Here is a 14,250-nt window from a genome sequence, read left to right as displayed (position 1 = left end):
CCCTCAGCCGAGCGCCGGGCGCGCCGCGGGGGACAGCAGGTCCGCCAGTGCGGTGATGTCCTCGAGGCCGTCGAGGCCGAGGACGGCGTGTTCGATGGCGGCCTGCCGGTCCGGGGTGATGACCGCGTGGGTCAGATCGCGGTACTTGGCGACGATGTCGGTGTTGCTCAGGGGGCGGTCGCCGGTGCCGCGGGGGTGGGTGACGAGGGTTTCGTGCCGGCTGCCGTCCTTGAGGGTCAGGCGGAGCCGGGTGGTCAGCCGCTCGTCGTGCGGGAGCTGGTCGTAGGCCGCTTCGTGGCGGCTTTCGGTCCGGTCGATGAGGTACCAGACGTCGTCGCGGTTGATCCGTTCATCGGTGAACTGGTCGATGAGGACGGCTCCGTCGATCAGCGCGGCGGCCACGGCGTAGGCGAGGTTCATCTGGGCCCCGATCGGTTCCAGGGGGCGTACGGCCTGCCATCCGCCGTGGTGGAAGGCGGCTTCGGCGACGTCGATACGGATGTGCTCGATGTTCTCGACGGACAGCGGAAGGTCCCTGCGCAGCTTCAGAGCGGCGTCGATGGCGGCGTGCAGGCCGCCCATGGCGGCGTACGCCTTGACGGCGATGCGCTCGGTCTCCCAGACGCTGCCCAGGGTGTCGGCGATCTGCCGGGCATCGGGGCTGTGTCCTTCACCGAAGGTGGCCAGGAAGCCGCCGTACTCGCGCTCGAAGACGCGCTTGATGCCGACGTATCCGGAGGCGGCGAGCGCGGCGGCGGTGAGGCCGTTGCGCGCGGCGAAGCCGTGCTGCATCCGCTTGACCATCGATTCGAACTGGGCGGCCATCAGCCCGCCGGACTGGGTGCCGGCGATTCCGAGGGCGTCCTCGAATCCCGCGGCGTCAAGGCCGTAGAGGGCCCCGGCCGCCGCGGCCGCGGCGTGGGTGCCGAACACCGGGCCCGAGTGCCAGCCACGGGACAGCATCTCCAGACCGTGCAGGGCCAGCCCGACCCGCGGCCCGGTCTCGTAGCCGAGGATCGCGCCGAGCAGAAAGCGGGAGCCCGACACCGTTCCGATGCGGGATGCGGCGGCGAGCAGGGCGGGCAGGACGAGGGAGTTGCTGTGCAGCGGGGCGAGGGGGTGGTAGTCGTCGAGCTCGAATCCCTGGATGAAGCTGGAGTTGAGCATCGCCGCCGAGGGCGCGCTGGTGGTGCGGCCGTCCCAACCGATGATCATGGCACTTCCGGCGTCGTCCAGTGCCGTGACGGCCTCGACGCCGGTGCGGGACACGGGGAGTTGGGCGCCGACCAGCGCGCAGCCGACGCCGTCGAGCAGCAGGTGCTTGGCGCGCTCGCGTACGGAGGCCGGGATGTCGTCGAGGGTGGTGTCGGCCAGCCAGCTGGCCAGCCTGCCGGTCGGCCCGGTGGGGTCGCTTGCCGGGGCGCCGGTGTTCCGGGGGCGGTGCGATGCGCTCATTCCGTTCGGTCTCTCTTCGCGCGAGGTGCGGTGCCGGAAGGTTTCGAAGGCGATCTGCCGGCCGGGCTCACTCAGGGGCGTGCGGCTTGGCGGCGCTGGTGCCCGTGTAGTGCTCGGACCATTCCAGCCAGTCGTCGAGTCCGACGATGTCGAACAGGGCGGCGGGCCCGTGGGCGTCCTGCTCGGGAGGGCGGCCCCGTTCGCCGAGGGTCGCCAGCGCGGTGTCCACCGCGGTGACCGCGGCGCCGGCGGTGATGGCCGGGTAGAGGGCCAGCCGGAAGCCGAGCTGTGCCAGTTCCTCGGTGGACAGCACCGGCGTCCTGGAGTTGGCCAGTACGTTGGCGACCAGCGGGACCTCGACCCGTTCGGCGATGGCCTCCATCTCCGCGACACTCTCGGGTGCCTCGATGAAGACCATGTCCGCACCGGCGTCGGCGAAGCGGTTCGCCCGGTCGATGGCCTCCCGCAACCCCAGCGGCGCACGGGCGTCGGTGCGGGCGATGACCACCAGGTCCGCGTCGGCGCGGGCGGCCACCGCCGCTCGTACCTTGGAGACGGCGTCCTTTGTGGGGATGACGGCCTTGCCGGACAGGTGGCCGCAGCGTTTGGGGAAGACCTGGTCCTCGAGGTGCACCGCGGCCGCGCCGACCCGGACGTAGGACTCGATCGTGTGGCGGACGTTGAGTTCGTTGCCGTAACCGGTATCGATGTCGACCACCAGCGGGAGCGAGGTCGCCGAGCGCAGCCGGGAGGTGTGCGCGATCATCTCCGAGGCCGTCATCAGACCGAGGTCGGGGCGCCCGAGGACGGCGCAGGACGCCGCCCCGCCGCTGACGTAAGCCGCGGGGAAGCCATGACGCTCGGCCAGGGCGGCCGTCAGACCGTCGTAGATGCCGGGAGCGACGATCAGTTCCTCGCCGGCGATCAGCCGGCGCAGTCGGGCCGCGGGGGAAGTGCTCATGGTCTCGCTCCTCAGGCCAGGACGGCGGGCAGCCCCGCGGGCCGCCCGGCCTCGTAGTCGGTGATGGCGGCGGCATGCCGCAGGGTCAGGTCGATGTCGTCGAGCCCTTCGAGGAACCGTCGGCGGGTGAAGTCGTCGATCTCCAGGGGCAGATCCAGCTCCGCGCAGCGCACCCGGCGCTCGATGACGTCCAGGGTGACCGGTTGGGCGGGGTCCGCTTCGACGCGCTGCTGCAGGGCGAGGACGGCGTCCTCGTCGAGTTGGGCGGGGAGGAGGCCCGATTTGGTGGCGTTGCCGCGGAAGATGTCGCCGAAGCGGGCGGACACCACGACGCGGAAGCCGAAGTCCTGGAGGGCCCATACGGCGTGTTCCCGGGAGGAGCCGGTGCCGAAGTCGGGCCCGGCCAGCAGCACGGAGGCGTGCGTGTACTCGGGCCGGTTGAGTACGAAATCGGGGTCCTGGCGCCAGGTGTGGAACAGATGGTCGGCGAATCCGGTGCGGGACACCGTCAGGCAGTACCGGGCCGGGATGATCTGGTCGGTGTCGACGTTGCTGCGGCGCAAGGGCACCGCGGATCCGGTGTGCACGGTCAGTGGCTGCATGGTGATCACGCGTCCAGGTCGGCGGGGGCGGTCAGACGGCCGGTGACGGCGGTGGCGGCGGCGGTGGCCGGAGAGACCAGATGAGTGCGTGCGCCTTTGCCCTGACGACCCTCGAAATTGCGGTTGGACGTGGAGGCACAGCGCTGTCCGGGCCCGAGCCGGTCGTCGTTCATGCCGACGCACAGCGAGCAGCCGGCCGCCCGCCACTGCGCGCCCGCGGCGAGGAAGACCTCGTGCAGTCCCTCCGACTCGGCCTGGGCCTTGACGCTCATGGATCCCGGGACGACGACCATCCGCACCCCCGGTGCGACCTTCTTGCCGTGCAGGATCTCGGCGGCGGCCCGCAGGTCCTCGAGGCGCCCGTTGGTGCACGACCCGAGGAAGACGGTGTCGACGGCGATGTCCCGCATCCGTGTGCCCGGGGAGAGCCCCATATAGGCCATGGCCTGCTCGGCGGCGGTGCGCTTGTGGGGGTCGGCGAAGCCGTCCGGGGCGGGGACCGTGCCGGACAGCGGTACCGCTTGGCCGGGGTTGGTGCCCCAGGTGACGTACGGCGACATCGCGGAGCCGTCCAGTTCGACCTCGGTGTCGAAGGCGGCGCCTTCGTCGGTGGCCAGGGAGCGCCAGCGCTCCAGCGATGTCTCCCAGTCCCTGCCCTTCGGGGCGTACCTCCGGCCCGCCAGGTAGGCGAACGTCGTCTCGTCCGGGGCGATCAACCCGGCTCGGGCGCCGGCTTCGATCGACATATTGCACACCGTCATCCGGCCCTCCATCGACAGCGCCCGGATCGCCTCACCGCGGTACTCGATGATGTGGCCCTGGCCGCCACCGGTGCCGATCTTCGCGATGACGGACAGGATCAGGTCCTTCGCGGTGACTCCGGCGGGCAGCCGGCCGTTCACCGTGACGGCCATCGTCTTCGGCCGCTGCAGGGGCAGCGTCTGGGTCGCCAGCACATGCTCGACCTCGCTGGTGCCGATGCCGAGGGCCAGCGCCCCGAACGCGCCGTGGGTGCTGGTGTGGCTGTCGCCGCACAGGATGGTCATACCGGGCTGGGTGATCCCCAGCTGCGGGCCGATGACGTGCACGATCCCCTGGTCCGCCGAGCCCATGCGGTGCAGCGGGACGTGGAACTCGGCGCAGTTGCTCCGCAGCGCGTCCATCATCATGCGGGCCACCGGGTCTCCGACCGGGCGGTCGATGGCGAGGGTCGGGACGATGTGGTCCTCGGTCGCCATGGTCAGCTCCGGGCGCCGCACCCGCCTGCCGGTCTGACGCAGCCCGGCGAACGCCTGGGGGCTGGAGCCCTCGTGCAGCAGGTGGAAGTCGATGTACAGCAGGTCGGGTTCGCCTTCGGCGTGCCGCACGACATGGGCGTCCCACACCTTCTCGACCAACGTCTTCATCGGCACCTCCTCGAGGACGTTTCATTTCCCGGCGATGGTAGGGCGAAATTGTAGGATGATGCAAGGGGGCAAAATATGGACAGCGTGCCGGGCCCGGCAAGACCGGCCCCCATCGAGCGAGAGGAACCGAAAGTGACCGAGCAAGTAGTGACCGGCGGGGGGCGTCGCGGGGCGTCATCCGCCGTCGAGCGGGTGGTCGCCACCGTGCGGGAGGGGGTCAAGACCGGCCGCTACGTCCCCGGTCAGCGCCTTGTGGAGGCCGACCTCATGCGGGAACTCGGCGTCGGACGCAACGCGCTGCGCGAGGCGCTGTCCCGGCTGCGCAGCGACGGCTTCGTGCAGATCGAAGCGCATCGGGGTGCCTCCATCCGCCGGCTGACCCGCGAGGACGTGGCTCAGCTCTACGAACTGCGCGAGGTTCTCGAAGGGCTCGCCGCCCGCCTCGCCGCCCAACGGATCGGCGAAACGGATCACCGTCATCGCCTGGTGGCGGCACTCGAATCCATGCATGAGGTCGCCCGCACCGCCGAACTGCCGGTCTACATGGACGAGAACATCCGGTTCCACCGCACCATCGTCGAGCTGAGCGCCCATCCGCGCCTGGAGGAGTTGGTGGACCAGCTCCAGATCCAGACCTTCCGCATCCAGTTCCGCTCGGCGGCGGCGATCCACGACAGGACCGGCATGCGGGAATACTCGGTCACCGAGCACCAAAGCCTCGCCGAGGCGATTCTCGACGGCGACGGCACCCGGGCCGAAGACCTGATGCGCCGCCACCTGAGGCACACCAGAAGCGGCATCATGCAGCTCCCGGACGGCGACTTCGCCTGAGGGACCTCCTCCAGCCGGCCAGGGGCGGGTTCGCCTGTCCCATGTGCCGCCGGACAGGCCAACCCGTGAGCGGGCAGAGCCCTCCGCCCCTTCAGACCCCCCGCTCCCGGCGCCCGGGGACGCGAACGGTGTCCAGCTCGCCGTCGGCGTACCGAGCCCGGAGCGCTTTTTTGTCGAGTTTGCCCACGGAGGTCTTCGGAAGGCTGGGCAGGCGGACCCAGTGGTCCGGCAACTGCCAGGGCGCGATGTGCCCGGCGAGGAAGTCGCGCAGCGGCCCGAAGGCGATGTCCTCACCCGGCCGGAGCACGACCGCCGCCAGCGGGCGCTCCCCCCAACGCTCATCGGGGACGGCGACGACGGCTGCCTCGACCACCGCCGGGTGTGCCATGAGGTGGTTCTCGAGCTGGACCGAGGAGATCCACTCGCCCCCTGACTTGATGAGGTCCTTCGCGCGGTCGGTGAGTGTGAGATAGCCGTCCGGGGTCAGCGTCGCGATGTCCCCGGTGCGCAGCCAGTCCCCGTCGAACCGCTCATGCGCTTCGGGGGTCTGAGGGTCCGACGGCGTCGCCGGGTGGGCCCCCTCGTAGTAGGAGCCGGTGATCCACGGGCCGCGCACCTGGAGCTCACCGCTGGTGCGCCCGTCGTGGGGGACCGGGGCTCCGTCGAGGCCGACCAGCCGGACCTGGACCGAGGCCGGGACACGGCCCTGGGTGACCCGGTACTTCCACGCCTGCTCGTCGTCGACGCCGGCGGGTGGCCGGGCCAGTGTCCCCAAGGGCGAGGTCTCGGTCATCCCCCAAGCCTGGAGGACCCGTACGCCGTGCCGGCTCTCGAGGCCGCGCATCAGTGACGGGGCGCATGCGGAACCGCCCACGACCGCCGTGCGCAGGCTGGACACGTCGCGCGGTCGCGCGTCGAGTTCGGTGAGCAGGGCGGCCCACACGGTCGGTACCGCGGCCGCCACAGTGGGCCGTTCTGCGGCGATCATGTCGGCGAGTGGCGCTCCTTGGAGAAACCGGTCCGGCATCAGCAAGGAGGCACCGGTCATGAAGGCGGCGTGCGGGATGCCCCAGGCGTTGACGTGAAACATCGGGACCACGGGAAGCGCGGTGTCCGCGGAGCCGAGGGCGAAGGCGTCGGCGGCCTGCAACTGCAGAGAGTGCAGGTAGATGGAACGGTGGCTGTAGACGACGCCTTTCGGGTTTCCGGTGGTGCCGGAGGTGTGGCACAGCGCCGCGGCCGATCGCTCGTCGATCTCCTCCCGCCAGGGATATTCCTCGGGCCGCCCCGCGATCAGTTCCTCGTAGTCGTGGACATGGACGCCGCGGCCGGCCCGGCGCCGGGCCGCGCGGGCCTCGTCGAGCCCGGAGCGGTCCCCGGGGCCCGCGACGATGAGGTGCTCGACCGAGGGCAGTCCGGCCAGTACCGGAGCGAGGAGCGGCAGCAGCGATCCGTCAACGATGATCACGGTGTCGGCGGCGTCGTTGACGATCCAGGAGAGCTGATGTGGTGCCAGCCGGAGGTTGAGGGTGTGCAGCACCGCTCCCATCGCGGGGACGGCGAGATATGCCTCCAGGTGTTCGGCGTTGTTCCACATGAACGTGGCAACCCTGTCGCCGTCGCGGATTCCGAGTTCCTCGCGAAGTGCGTGGGCGAGGCGGGCAGCACGTGCGCCGGTCTCCGCGTAGCCGCGGCGCCGTGGTGAGTGGCTTTCGGACCAGGTGGTGACGGTGGAGTTCCCGAACACCGTCGAGCCGTGGATCAGAATCCGGGCGAGGGTGAGGGGAACGTCCTGCATGGTGCTCAACATGAGAGGCGGGGATCCTTGAACGGGAGGGGAGCGGCAGGGGGAGGTTTTGGGCGGGCGCGGCACCTGTCCTAGGCGCGGACGGCGGCGTTCGCGGTCAGTTCCCGGCCTTTGGTCTCGGGAGCGAACGACATGACGACGATGGCCGCGACCGTGGCGAGCGCGGTGGTCAGCAGTCCGATCTTGAATCCGGTCGTCCCCACGGCCAGGGTGCCGATGATGTACGGCGCGGCGGCGCCGCCGATGCGCCCACCGTGGTAGATGACGGACATGGCGGTCGCGCGGATGGGCGACCGGTGCACCAGCTCGGCGGTCCAGGGGCCGATCCCCGCGAGGATTCCGCTCACTCCCGTCCCGGCGAGGAGGCCGGCGACGAGGGCGGCGGGATGTGAGCGTGTGCTGATCAGCAGGAGTATGCCGCAGACGGTCACGGTGAGATAGGCGATGAAGACCGGCTTGCGGCCCCATCGGTCCCCGACCCCCAGATAGGCGATGATTCCCACCGCCACCCCCGCCTGCTGGATGAGCAGGAACGCCAGGCTCTTGGCCATGGAGAGCCCGTCGACCTCGACCAGGTATGTCGGCAGGAAGGAGACCACGCCCCAGAACATGTACTGCAGCACCAGCACGAACACCAGGCCGAGCAGCAGCGGTTGACGTGTTCCCCGGGCGAGCAGGGTGCGGGCCCGGGGGCGCGAGCTCTCCGATGTGTGATCCCTCGACCAATGCGGCGATTCCGGTGTGGCCACCCGGATGTAGAGAGCGAGCAGCAGCGGCAGCGCCCCGATCGCGTAGAGGATCCGCCAACCACCGTGGTGCAGGTCTCCCCCGTTGGACGCGGTGACCACGGTCGCGACACCCAACCCGAGCAGGTTGCCCAGCGGCCATCCGATCTGCATCAGAGCGCCGCTCTTGCCGCGGTGCTCCGCGGGCCAGGTTTCGGCGATGAGCGCGGCGCCCGCCGACCAGGTGGCGCCCAGTCCCAGGCCGGCGAGGAGCCTCAGCAACGCGAAGACGCCCAAGGAGGGCGCCAGCGCCGCCAGGCCCGTGAAGAGGGCGTATACGGCGGTGGCGCGGCTCAGGGACTTCACCCTGCCGACGCGGTCGGCGATCGCGCCCCCGGTGATACCGCCGACGAGCATCCCCACGGCTTGAAGAGTGCCGATGAGACCGATCTGCGCCTTGGTGGTACTGAAATCGGCCAGCAGTGCGGGGGTGGTCAGGGACAGCAGTGTGACGTCGAATACCTCGAAGAGCCACGCCCCGCCGCCCGCGATGAGGGCTCGCCATGCCGTGGCGTCCACCTGTCGGTACCAGCGGACTGTGTCGTGGGCGCCGGAGGCGGATCCGCTGGGTGCGGTCGCCCGGCCGGTGGCGGTCACCGTCGCCGCCGCGGACGCTCGGCGAGGGGATCCGATGGCTGTGGTGGCGGAGGGGCGCCGGGCAAGTGAGACATGCGTTGCTCCCTGTCGGTCTGGGTTCGTCGGCGCGCGGACGGTGCTCCGACGCGACGCCCGAGTCGATGGGGCAAAAGTGTGGGACAATATTGTGGGCTCGTCAACGCTTGGTTTCGGGAATCTTTCACATCGCCCCGCCGCGCCCATCGCACCGAAAAAGAAGAAGACCGCCGCTTCCCATGAAGCGGCGGTCACATGCGCGTCAGTCCTGCTCCGGGCAGGACCCGTCCGACGACCCCTCAGAACACCGGGACGCCGTCGCGGGTCAGCTTCCAGTCCACCGACCCGAACCGCGACACATCGATCGTCCCCTCCGCCTGCACCCAGGCGATGATCGTGTTCCGGATCTCCTCCGAATTGGCCCACACCTGCTTCGCGGAGGCCACATGCGGGAAGTTGCCACCCCCGCTCGCCCGGTAGTTGTTGACCGCCAGCACGAACTCCGCCTTCTCGTCGATCGGCTTGCCCTCGAAGCTCAGCCCGGCGATCCGCGACCCCGGCGCCTTCGCGATGTCGATCTCGTACGTCAGCCCGCCGACCGCGTCGTAGTTGTAGTCCGGGGTGTCCGAGGCGTTCGTCAGCTTCTCGGGGTCCACCTCACCGCCCGCCGGGGTCTGCACGTAGTAGCGCGCCGAGAACTCCAGATACTCCTTGAGCTGGGCACCCGTCAGCACCCGCGCCTCCAGGGTGTTCTCGAACGGATACAACCCCGCCACCTGCCGGATCGTGACCTCCCCCGCCGGGATCGCCGCCGTCCGGGAGAAACAGGACGCCTGCGAGAGCACCGGCAGCGCCGCGTACTCCGTCCCCGCCAGCGCCGCCTTCACCGTCTCCGACTGCACATGGTTGATGAAGTCGATGATCGGCTCGTCCTTGTAGGGCGCCTCGGTGGCCGCCATCGCCACCGAGCAGGTGCCGATGGTCTGGTTCACATAGCCGACGACCTTCTTGTGCTCATCGCCGAGCAGCCGCACGATCCGCGGGTCCTCCTCGGCCGTGTTGGAGTTCAGCACCTCCGCCGACACCGACGCCACCTGCCAGCGGCCCCGCTCCCACGCGAGCTCGAAGTCGAAGAGGGTGAGCCGCTGACCCCACTTGAGCGGCTCCGAGAGCACCACCTCGCGCCCCGTCTCCTCGTTCACCACCCGTGACTCGGGTATCTCCACATGCGCGTGGCCCACCAGGATCGCGTCGATCCCCGCCACCTTCCGCGCCACCAGCGCCGCCGCGTTCTCCACATACGGCACCTGGTCGCCGTAGCTGGACGTGCCGCTGGTCCCCGAATGCGCCGAGACGATCACCACGTCCGCGCCCATCGACCGCAGCCGCGGCACCCACTTCGCGGCCTGCTCCTCCAGACCCGGGAACGTCATCTTCCCCTGCACATTGGCCTTGTCCCAGATCGCGATGCCCGGATTGGTCAGCCCCAGCACCGCCACCTTCACATCCCGCCCGAACGGGGTGCGCAGCCGCGTCATCCAGTACGGCGCGAAGGCCGGCCGCAGCGTCTTCGCGTCCAGCGCGTTCGCCCCCAGCAGCGGGAAGTCGCACTGCTCCTCGAACTTCCGCAGCACCGGGATGCCGTAGTTGAACTCATGGTTGCCCAGTGCCGCCGCGTCATAGCCGATCGCGTTCATCGCCCGCGCCATGGGGTGCACCGGACCGTCCGCGCCCGTGATCGGGTCCACCTTGGCGTAGTAGTACGACAACTGGGTGCCCTGGATGGTGTCACCCGCGTCGATCAGCAGCGTATTGCGACGCCCCTTCTCCTCGCGGACCTGGTCGACCAGCGTGGAGATCTTCGCCAGGCCCACGTCGTTGTGCGCCGTGTCATCGAACTCGGCGTCGGTGAAGTAGTCCCAGTTGAACACGTTGCCGTGCAGATCGGTCGTGCCCATCACGGTGAAGGCGTACCGCTTCCGGTGGCCGGCGGGGCCCTGGTGCCCCCGTGCCTGCGCGGCGGCAGCGGTGGAGGCCGAGGCCCCGGCCAGTGCGACCCCCGCGCTCGTCGCCGCCGAGCGGCCCAGGAACGTCCTACGGTTGAGCGGCATCTCTATGTCTCCCCTTGCGGTACACAACCCGTCGACAGCCCGCCGACCGGGCACAACGCGCGTAGATTCTGGCGCAGCCGCACCACTCCGCACCACCCCCGGCAGGTTGCGATCAGGTTGCCGCCCCCACGCGTGAGAGCCCCCGCGCATGAGGGGGCGTCAGCGGACGGGCCGGCTGACGGGCCGGCGCATCGGCAGCCCACCCGGCCCGGTCGCCCCGCCCCGCCGAGGGGCCGCGCGCCGTACGCTCCGAACACCACCCCCCGTAACACCCGACCAGGAGCCCGCCCCATGAACCAGCCCGCCCAGCCGCCCGCCGCGCCCCAGCCCTACGGCACCCCCGACACCCCGCGCGTCGCCGTCCTCGGCGAGGCGCGCCTCGACGTCGACCCCGAGATCGCCCGGATCACCATCACCGTCAGCGCCCGGGGCGCCGACCGGCGCGCCGCGCTCGACGACCTCACCCGCCGCAACAACGAAGTCCGCGAGCTGGTGAAGTCCTACGGCGAGGCGGTCGAGAAGCTGGAGACCGGCGCCTTCTCGGTCACCCCCGAACTGGCCCCCAAGGGTCGCCACGAGCGCGTACGGGCCTACCACGGCCGGGTGCACCTCACCGCGACCCTCACCGACTTCACCGCACTGGGCGAACTCACCACCCGCCTCGCCGACCTCGAACTCACCCGTGTCGACGGCCCCCGATGGGGACTGCGCCCCGACTCGCCCGCCCACGGCCGGGCACGGCAGCAGGCGGTGCGCGAGGCGGTGCAGCGGGCCCGCGAGTACGCCGGAGCACTCGGTGCCCGGCTGGTCGCGCTCGTCGAGCTCGCCGACCTCGAGGCGGAGCAGGGCCCGCTCCAGCCCGTCGCCGTCGCCGCCCCGCGCCGCCGGTCGGGCTACGGCGGCCCCGCCGACCAGGACGCCGTGGCCGCACTCGACCTCGAACCGCAGCGCCAGACGGTGTACGCACAGGTCAACGCCCGCTTTACGATGACCCCTCCCGAGCTGTGAACCGCCCTCGCGAACGCTCATCGGAGCACCCCCGTGCACGTTTCATTAGTTGTCAATAACCTGCCATCCAAAGGCCATGGAGGAGTGTGGAGTTCACGGTTCTTTACTCGTCGGTAAGTCATAGGCTCGGCACCATGCGCCGAGCAAAAATCGTCTGTACCTTGGGACCCGCCACCGACTCGTACGAGCAGATCAAGGCACTCGTCGAAGCCGGAATGGACGTGGCCCGCCTCAACCTCAGCCACGGCACCTACGCCGAGCACGAGGAGCGTTATCGGCGAGTGCGCAAAGCCTCGCTGGAGACCGGCCGCAGCGTCGGCATCCTCGCCGACCTTCAAGGCCCGAAGATTCGACTCGGCCGCTTCCGTGAAGGTCCCGTACTCCTTGAACGCGGTGACGAGTTCACCATCACCGTCGAACCCATCGAGGGCGACCGGTTCCGCTGCGGCACCACCTACGAGGGGCTGGCCGGCGACGTCAGCAAGGGCGAGCGCATCCTCGTCGACGACGGCCGCGTCACCCTCGAAGTCGTCGACGTCGACGGACCCCGGGTGCACACCATCGTCATCGAAGGCGGCATGGTCTCCGACCACAAGGGGCTCAACCTCCCCGGCGTCGCCGTCTCCGTCCCCGCGCTCTCCAAGAAGGACATCGAGGACCTGCGCTGGGCACTGCGCACCGGCGCCGATGTCATCGCCCTCTCCTTCGTCCGCAACGGCGACGACATCGTGGACGTCCACCGGGTGATGGACGAGGAGGACCGCCAGCTCCCCGTCATCGCCAAGATCGAGAAGCCGCAGGCGGTCGACAACCTCGAGGACATCGTCGACGCCTTCGACGGCATCATGGTCGCCCGCGGCGACCTCGGCGTGGAGATGCCGCTGGAACAGGTGCCCATCGTCCAGAAGCGCGCCATCAAACTGGCCAAGCGGAACGCCAAGCCGGTCATCGTCGCCACCCAGATGCTCGACTCGATGATCGACAACTCCCGCCCCACCCGGGCGGAGGCATCCGACGTCGCCAACGCGGTCATCGACGGCACGGACGCGGTGATGCTCTCCGGCGAGACCAGCGTCGGCAAGTACCCCATCGCCACCGTCAAGACGATGGGCCGCATCGTCGCCGCCGCCGAGGAGGACATCCTCGCCAAGGGCCTCCCCCCGCTCACCGAACGCAACAAGCCCCGCACCCAGGGCGGCGCGGTGGCCCGCGCGGCGGCCGAGATGGGCGACTTCCTCGGCGCGAAGTTCCTCGTCGCCTTCACCCAGTCCGGCGACACCGTCCGCCGCCTCTCCCGCTACCGCTCCCCGATCCCCCTCCTGGCCTTCACCCCCGAGCCGAACACCCGCTCCCAGCTCAACCTCACCTGGGGTGTCGAGACCTTCCTCGGCCCGAAGGTCGACTCCACGGACGAGATGGTGGCCCAGGTGGACGAGGAACTGCTGCGCCTCGGCCGCTGCCGCAAGGGCGACCTCGTCATCATCACCGCCGGCTCCCCGCCCGGCGTCTCCGGCTCCACCAACCTGGTCCGCGTCCACCACATCGGCGCGGACGACCTGAGGTAACCGCGCCTCGCTCCCCGGGGGCCGAAGTACTGGGCTCAGTACTTCGGCCCGACGTGCGTCGCGTGTCGCGTATCGGGATGTCCCCGTCTGCTTGCTCATGGAGTTGAGGCTGCGCCCTTGGCGCACCAGGGCAAGAACGCGTTTGCGTGTTTCCAGGTCGTACACACATGCGAGTGTGACCGTGACGCGTCCGATGCGCGCCCATTCGAAGGATTGTTCACCTCATTGAGGGAAGATCCCCATATCCGCTGGCGACCTTGGAACCTAAGGAAAAGTGCCCCGGGTGGGATTCGAACCCACACTGAATACCTTTTGAGGGTATCGTCTCTGCCGATTGGACTACCGGAGCCCCTGCAATCTGAAGGTTAGTCTAGCCCCTCCGTGCGTCAAAGATACAGGACATCGGTAGGCTCGTGGTGGCCCACCTGCCAGGAAAACGAGGAGCACAGTGAGCACCGCTGACGCCCCCGACGCGCAGTCGCACGTCCCACCGCAGACAACCCGCGTCGTCATCGCCGAGGACGAGGCCCTCATCCGCCTCGACCTGAAGGAGATGCTCGAGGAGGAGGGGTACTCCGTCGTCGGCGAGGCGGGCGATGGTGAGACGGCCGTCGCGCTCGCCCAGGAGCACCGCCCCGATCTCGTCATCCTCGATGTGAAGATGCCGGTTCTCGATGGTATCTCCGCCGCCGAGCGGATCGCGGGGGACCGTATCGCCCCCGTCCTGATGCTGACCGCCTTCTCCCAGCGCGAGCTGGTCGAGCGGGCCCGGGACGCGGGGGCGATGGCGTATCTGGTGAAGCCGTTCAGCAAGAGCGATGTGGTCCCGGCCATCGAGATGGCCGTCTCCCGCTTCACCGAGCTGAAGACCCTGGAGAAGGAGGTCGCCGACCTCTCCCAGCGGCTGGAGACCCGCAAGCTCGTGGACCGGGCCAAGTCGATCCTGCAAACCCAGTACGGGCTGACCGAGCCCGCCGCCTTCCGCTGGATCCAGAAGACCTCGATGGACCGCCGGATGTCGATGCAGCAGGTGGCGGAGGCCGTGATCGAGGACGCGGAGGAGAAGAAGGCCGCCAAGGAGCAGTAGGGAACGAGGCGGCGGAAGGG

11 protein-coding genes and 1 tRNA gene are annotated in these 14,250 nt (G+C 69.7%); 4 read left to right on the top strand and 8 right to left on the bottom strand.

Annotated features, from left to right (window positions below):
• Positions 1-3: 3 nt before the first annotated feature.
• The 4 genes from N6H00_RS10915 to leuC form a co-directional block, all read right to left on the bottom strand.
• Positions 4-1,455 (bottom strand): MmgE/PrpD family protein, encoded by a 1,452-nt coding sequence (locus tag N6H00_RS10915; protein WP_268971400.1) that lies wholly within the window; start codon positions 1,453-1,455, stop codon positions 4-6.
• Positions 1,456-1,522: 67 nt separating this feature from the next.
• Positions 1,523-2,416 carry an isocitrate lyase/PEP mutase family protein gene (locus N6H00_RS10910; RefSeq protein ID WP_268971399.1) on the bottom strand — a complete coding sequence of 298 codons (894 nt, stop codon included), beginning with the start codon at positions 2,414-2,416 and terminating at the stop codon, positions 1,523-1,525.
• Between the two features lie 11 nt (positions 2,417-2,427).
• The gene (gene leuD / locus N6H00_RS10905) at positions 2,428-3,018 is read right to left on the bottom strand and encodes a 3-isopropylmalate dehydratase small subunit (RefSeq protein ID WP_268971398.1); all 591 of its coding nucleotides are present in this window, start codon (positions 3,016-3,018) and stop codon (positions 2,428-2,430) included.
• A gap of 5 nt (positions 3,019-3,023) precedes the next feature.
• Positions 3,024-4,424, bottom strand: a complete 1,401-nt coding sequence (gene leuC, locus N6H00_RS10900; RefSeq protein ID WP_268971397.1) for a 3-isopropylmalate dehydratase large subunit — start codon at positions 4,422-4,424, stop codon at positions 3,024-3,026.
• A gap of 132 nt (positions 4,425-4,556) precedes the next feature.
• Here leuC and N6H00_RS10895 point away from each other — a divergent pair, with 132 nt between their 5' ends.
• Positions 4,557-5,255 (top strand): GntR family transcriptional regulator, encoded by a 699-nt coding sequence (locus N6H00_RS10895; RefSeq protein ID WP_268971396.1) that lies wholly within the window; start codon positions 4,557-4,559, stop codon positions 5,253-5,255.
• 91 nt (positions 5,256-5,346) lie between these two features.
• Here the strand turns inward: N6H00_RS10895 and N6H00_RS10890 are convergent, their stop codons facing one another.
• From N6H00_RS10890 to N6H00_RS10880, 3 genes are all read right to left on the bottom strand, one after another.
• The gene (locus tag N6H00_RS10890) at positions 5,347-7,065 is read right to left on the bottom strand and encodes a long-chain fatty acid--CoA ligase (protein WP_268971395.1); all 1,719 of its coding nucleotides are present in this window, start codon (positions 7,063-7,065) and stop codon (positions 5,347-5,349) included.
• A 68-nt stretch (positions 7,066-7,133) separates the two neighbouring features.
• Positions 7,134-8,444: an MFS transporter gene (locus N6H00_RS10885; RefSeq protein WP_268971394.1), complete on the bottom strand. Its 1,311-nt coding sequence runs from the start codon at positions 8,442-8,444 to the stop codon at positions 7,134-7,136.
• Positions 8,445-8,758: 314 nt separating this feature from the next.
• Positions 8,759-10,570, bottom strand: a complete 1,812-nt coding sequence (locus N6H00_RS10880) for a bifunctional metallophosphatase/5'-nucleotidase (protein WP_268971393.1) — start codon at positions 10,568-10,570, stop codon at positions 8,759-8,761.
• 291 nt (positions 10,571-10,861) lie between these two features.
• On the opposite strand from N6H00_RS10880, the gene N6H00_RS10875 reads away from it, so the two are divergent.
• Together N6H00_RS10875 and pyk are read left to right on the top strand one after the other, a co-directional pair.
• Positions 10,862-11,578, top strand: coding sequence for an SIMPL domain-containing protein (locus tag N6H00_RS10875; protein ID WP_268971392.1), 717 nt, complete (start codon positions 10,862-10,864; stop codon positions 11,576-11,578).
• A 134-nt stretch (positions 11,579-11,712) separates the two neighbouring features.
• The gene (gene pyk, locus N6H00_RS10870; protein ID WP_268971391.1) at positions 11,713-13,143 is read left to right on the top strand and encodes a pyruvate kinase; all 1,431 of its coding nucleotides are present in this window, start codon (positions 11,713-11,715) and stop codon (positions 13,141-13,143) included.
• A gap of 275 nt (positions 13,144-13,418) precedes the next feature.
• Here pyk and N6H00_RS10860 read toward each other — a convergent pair.
• Positions 13,419-13,492: transfer RNA gene (locus tag N6H00_RS10860), tRNA-Leu, on the bottom strand.
• A 99-nt stretch (positions 13,493-13,591) separates the two neighbouring features.
• Here N6H00_RS10860 and N6H00_RS10855 point away from each other — a divergent pair.
• Positions 13,592-14,230 (top strand): ANTAR domain-containing response regulator, encoded by a 639-nt coding sequence (locus N6H00_RS10855; RefSeq protein WP_268971390.1) that lies wholly within the window; start codon positions 13,592-13,594, stop codon positions 14,228-14,230.
• Positions 14,231-14,250: the final 20 nt, after the last annotated feature.

The sequence above is a fragment of the Streptomyces sp. S465 genome (genome assembly GCF_026898115.1).
Lineage (GTDB): Bacteria > Actinomycetota > Actinomycetes > Streptomycetales > Streptomycetaceae > Streptomyces > Streptomyces luomodiensis.
The sequence above is the reverse complement of the archived record's forward strand: the minus strand, read 5'-3'. Positions and strand labels throughout refer to the sequence as shown.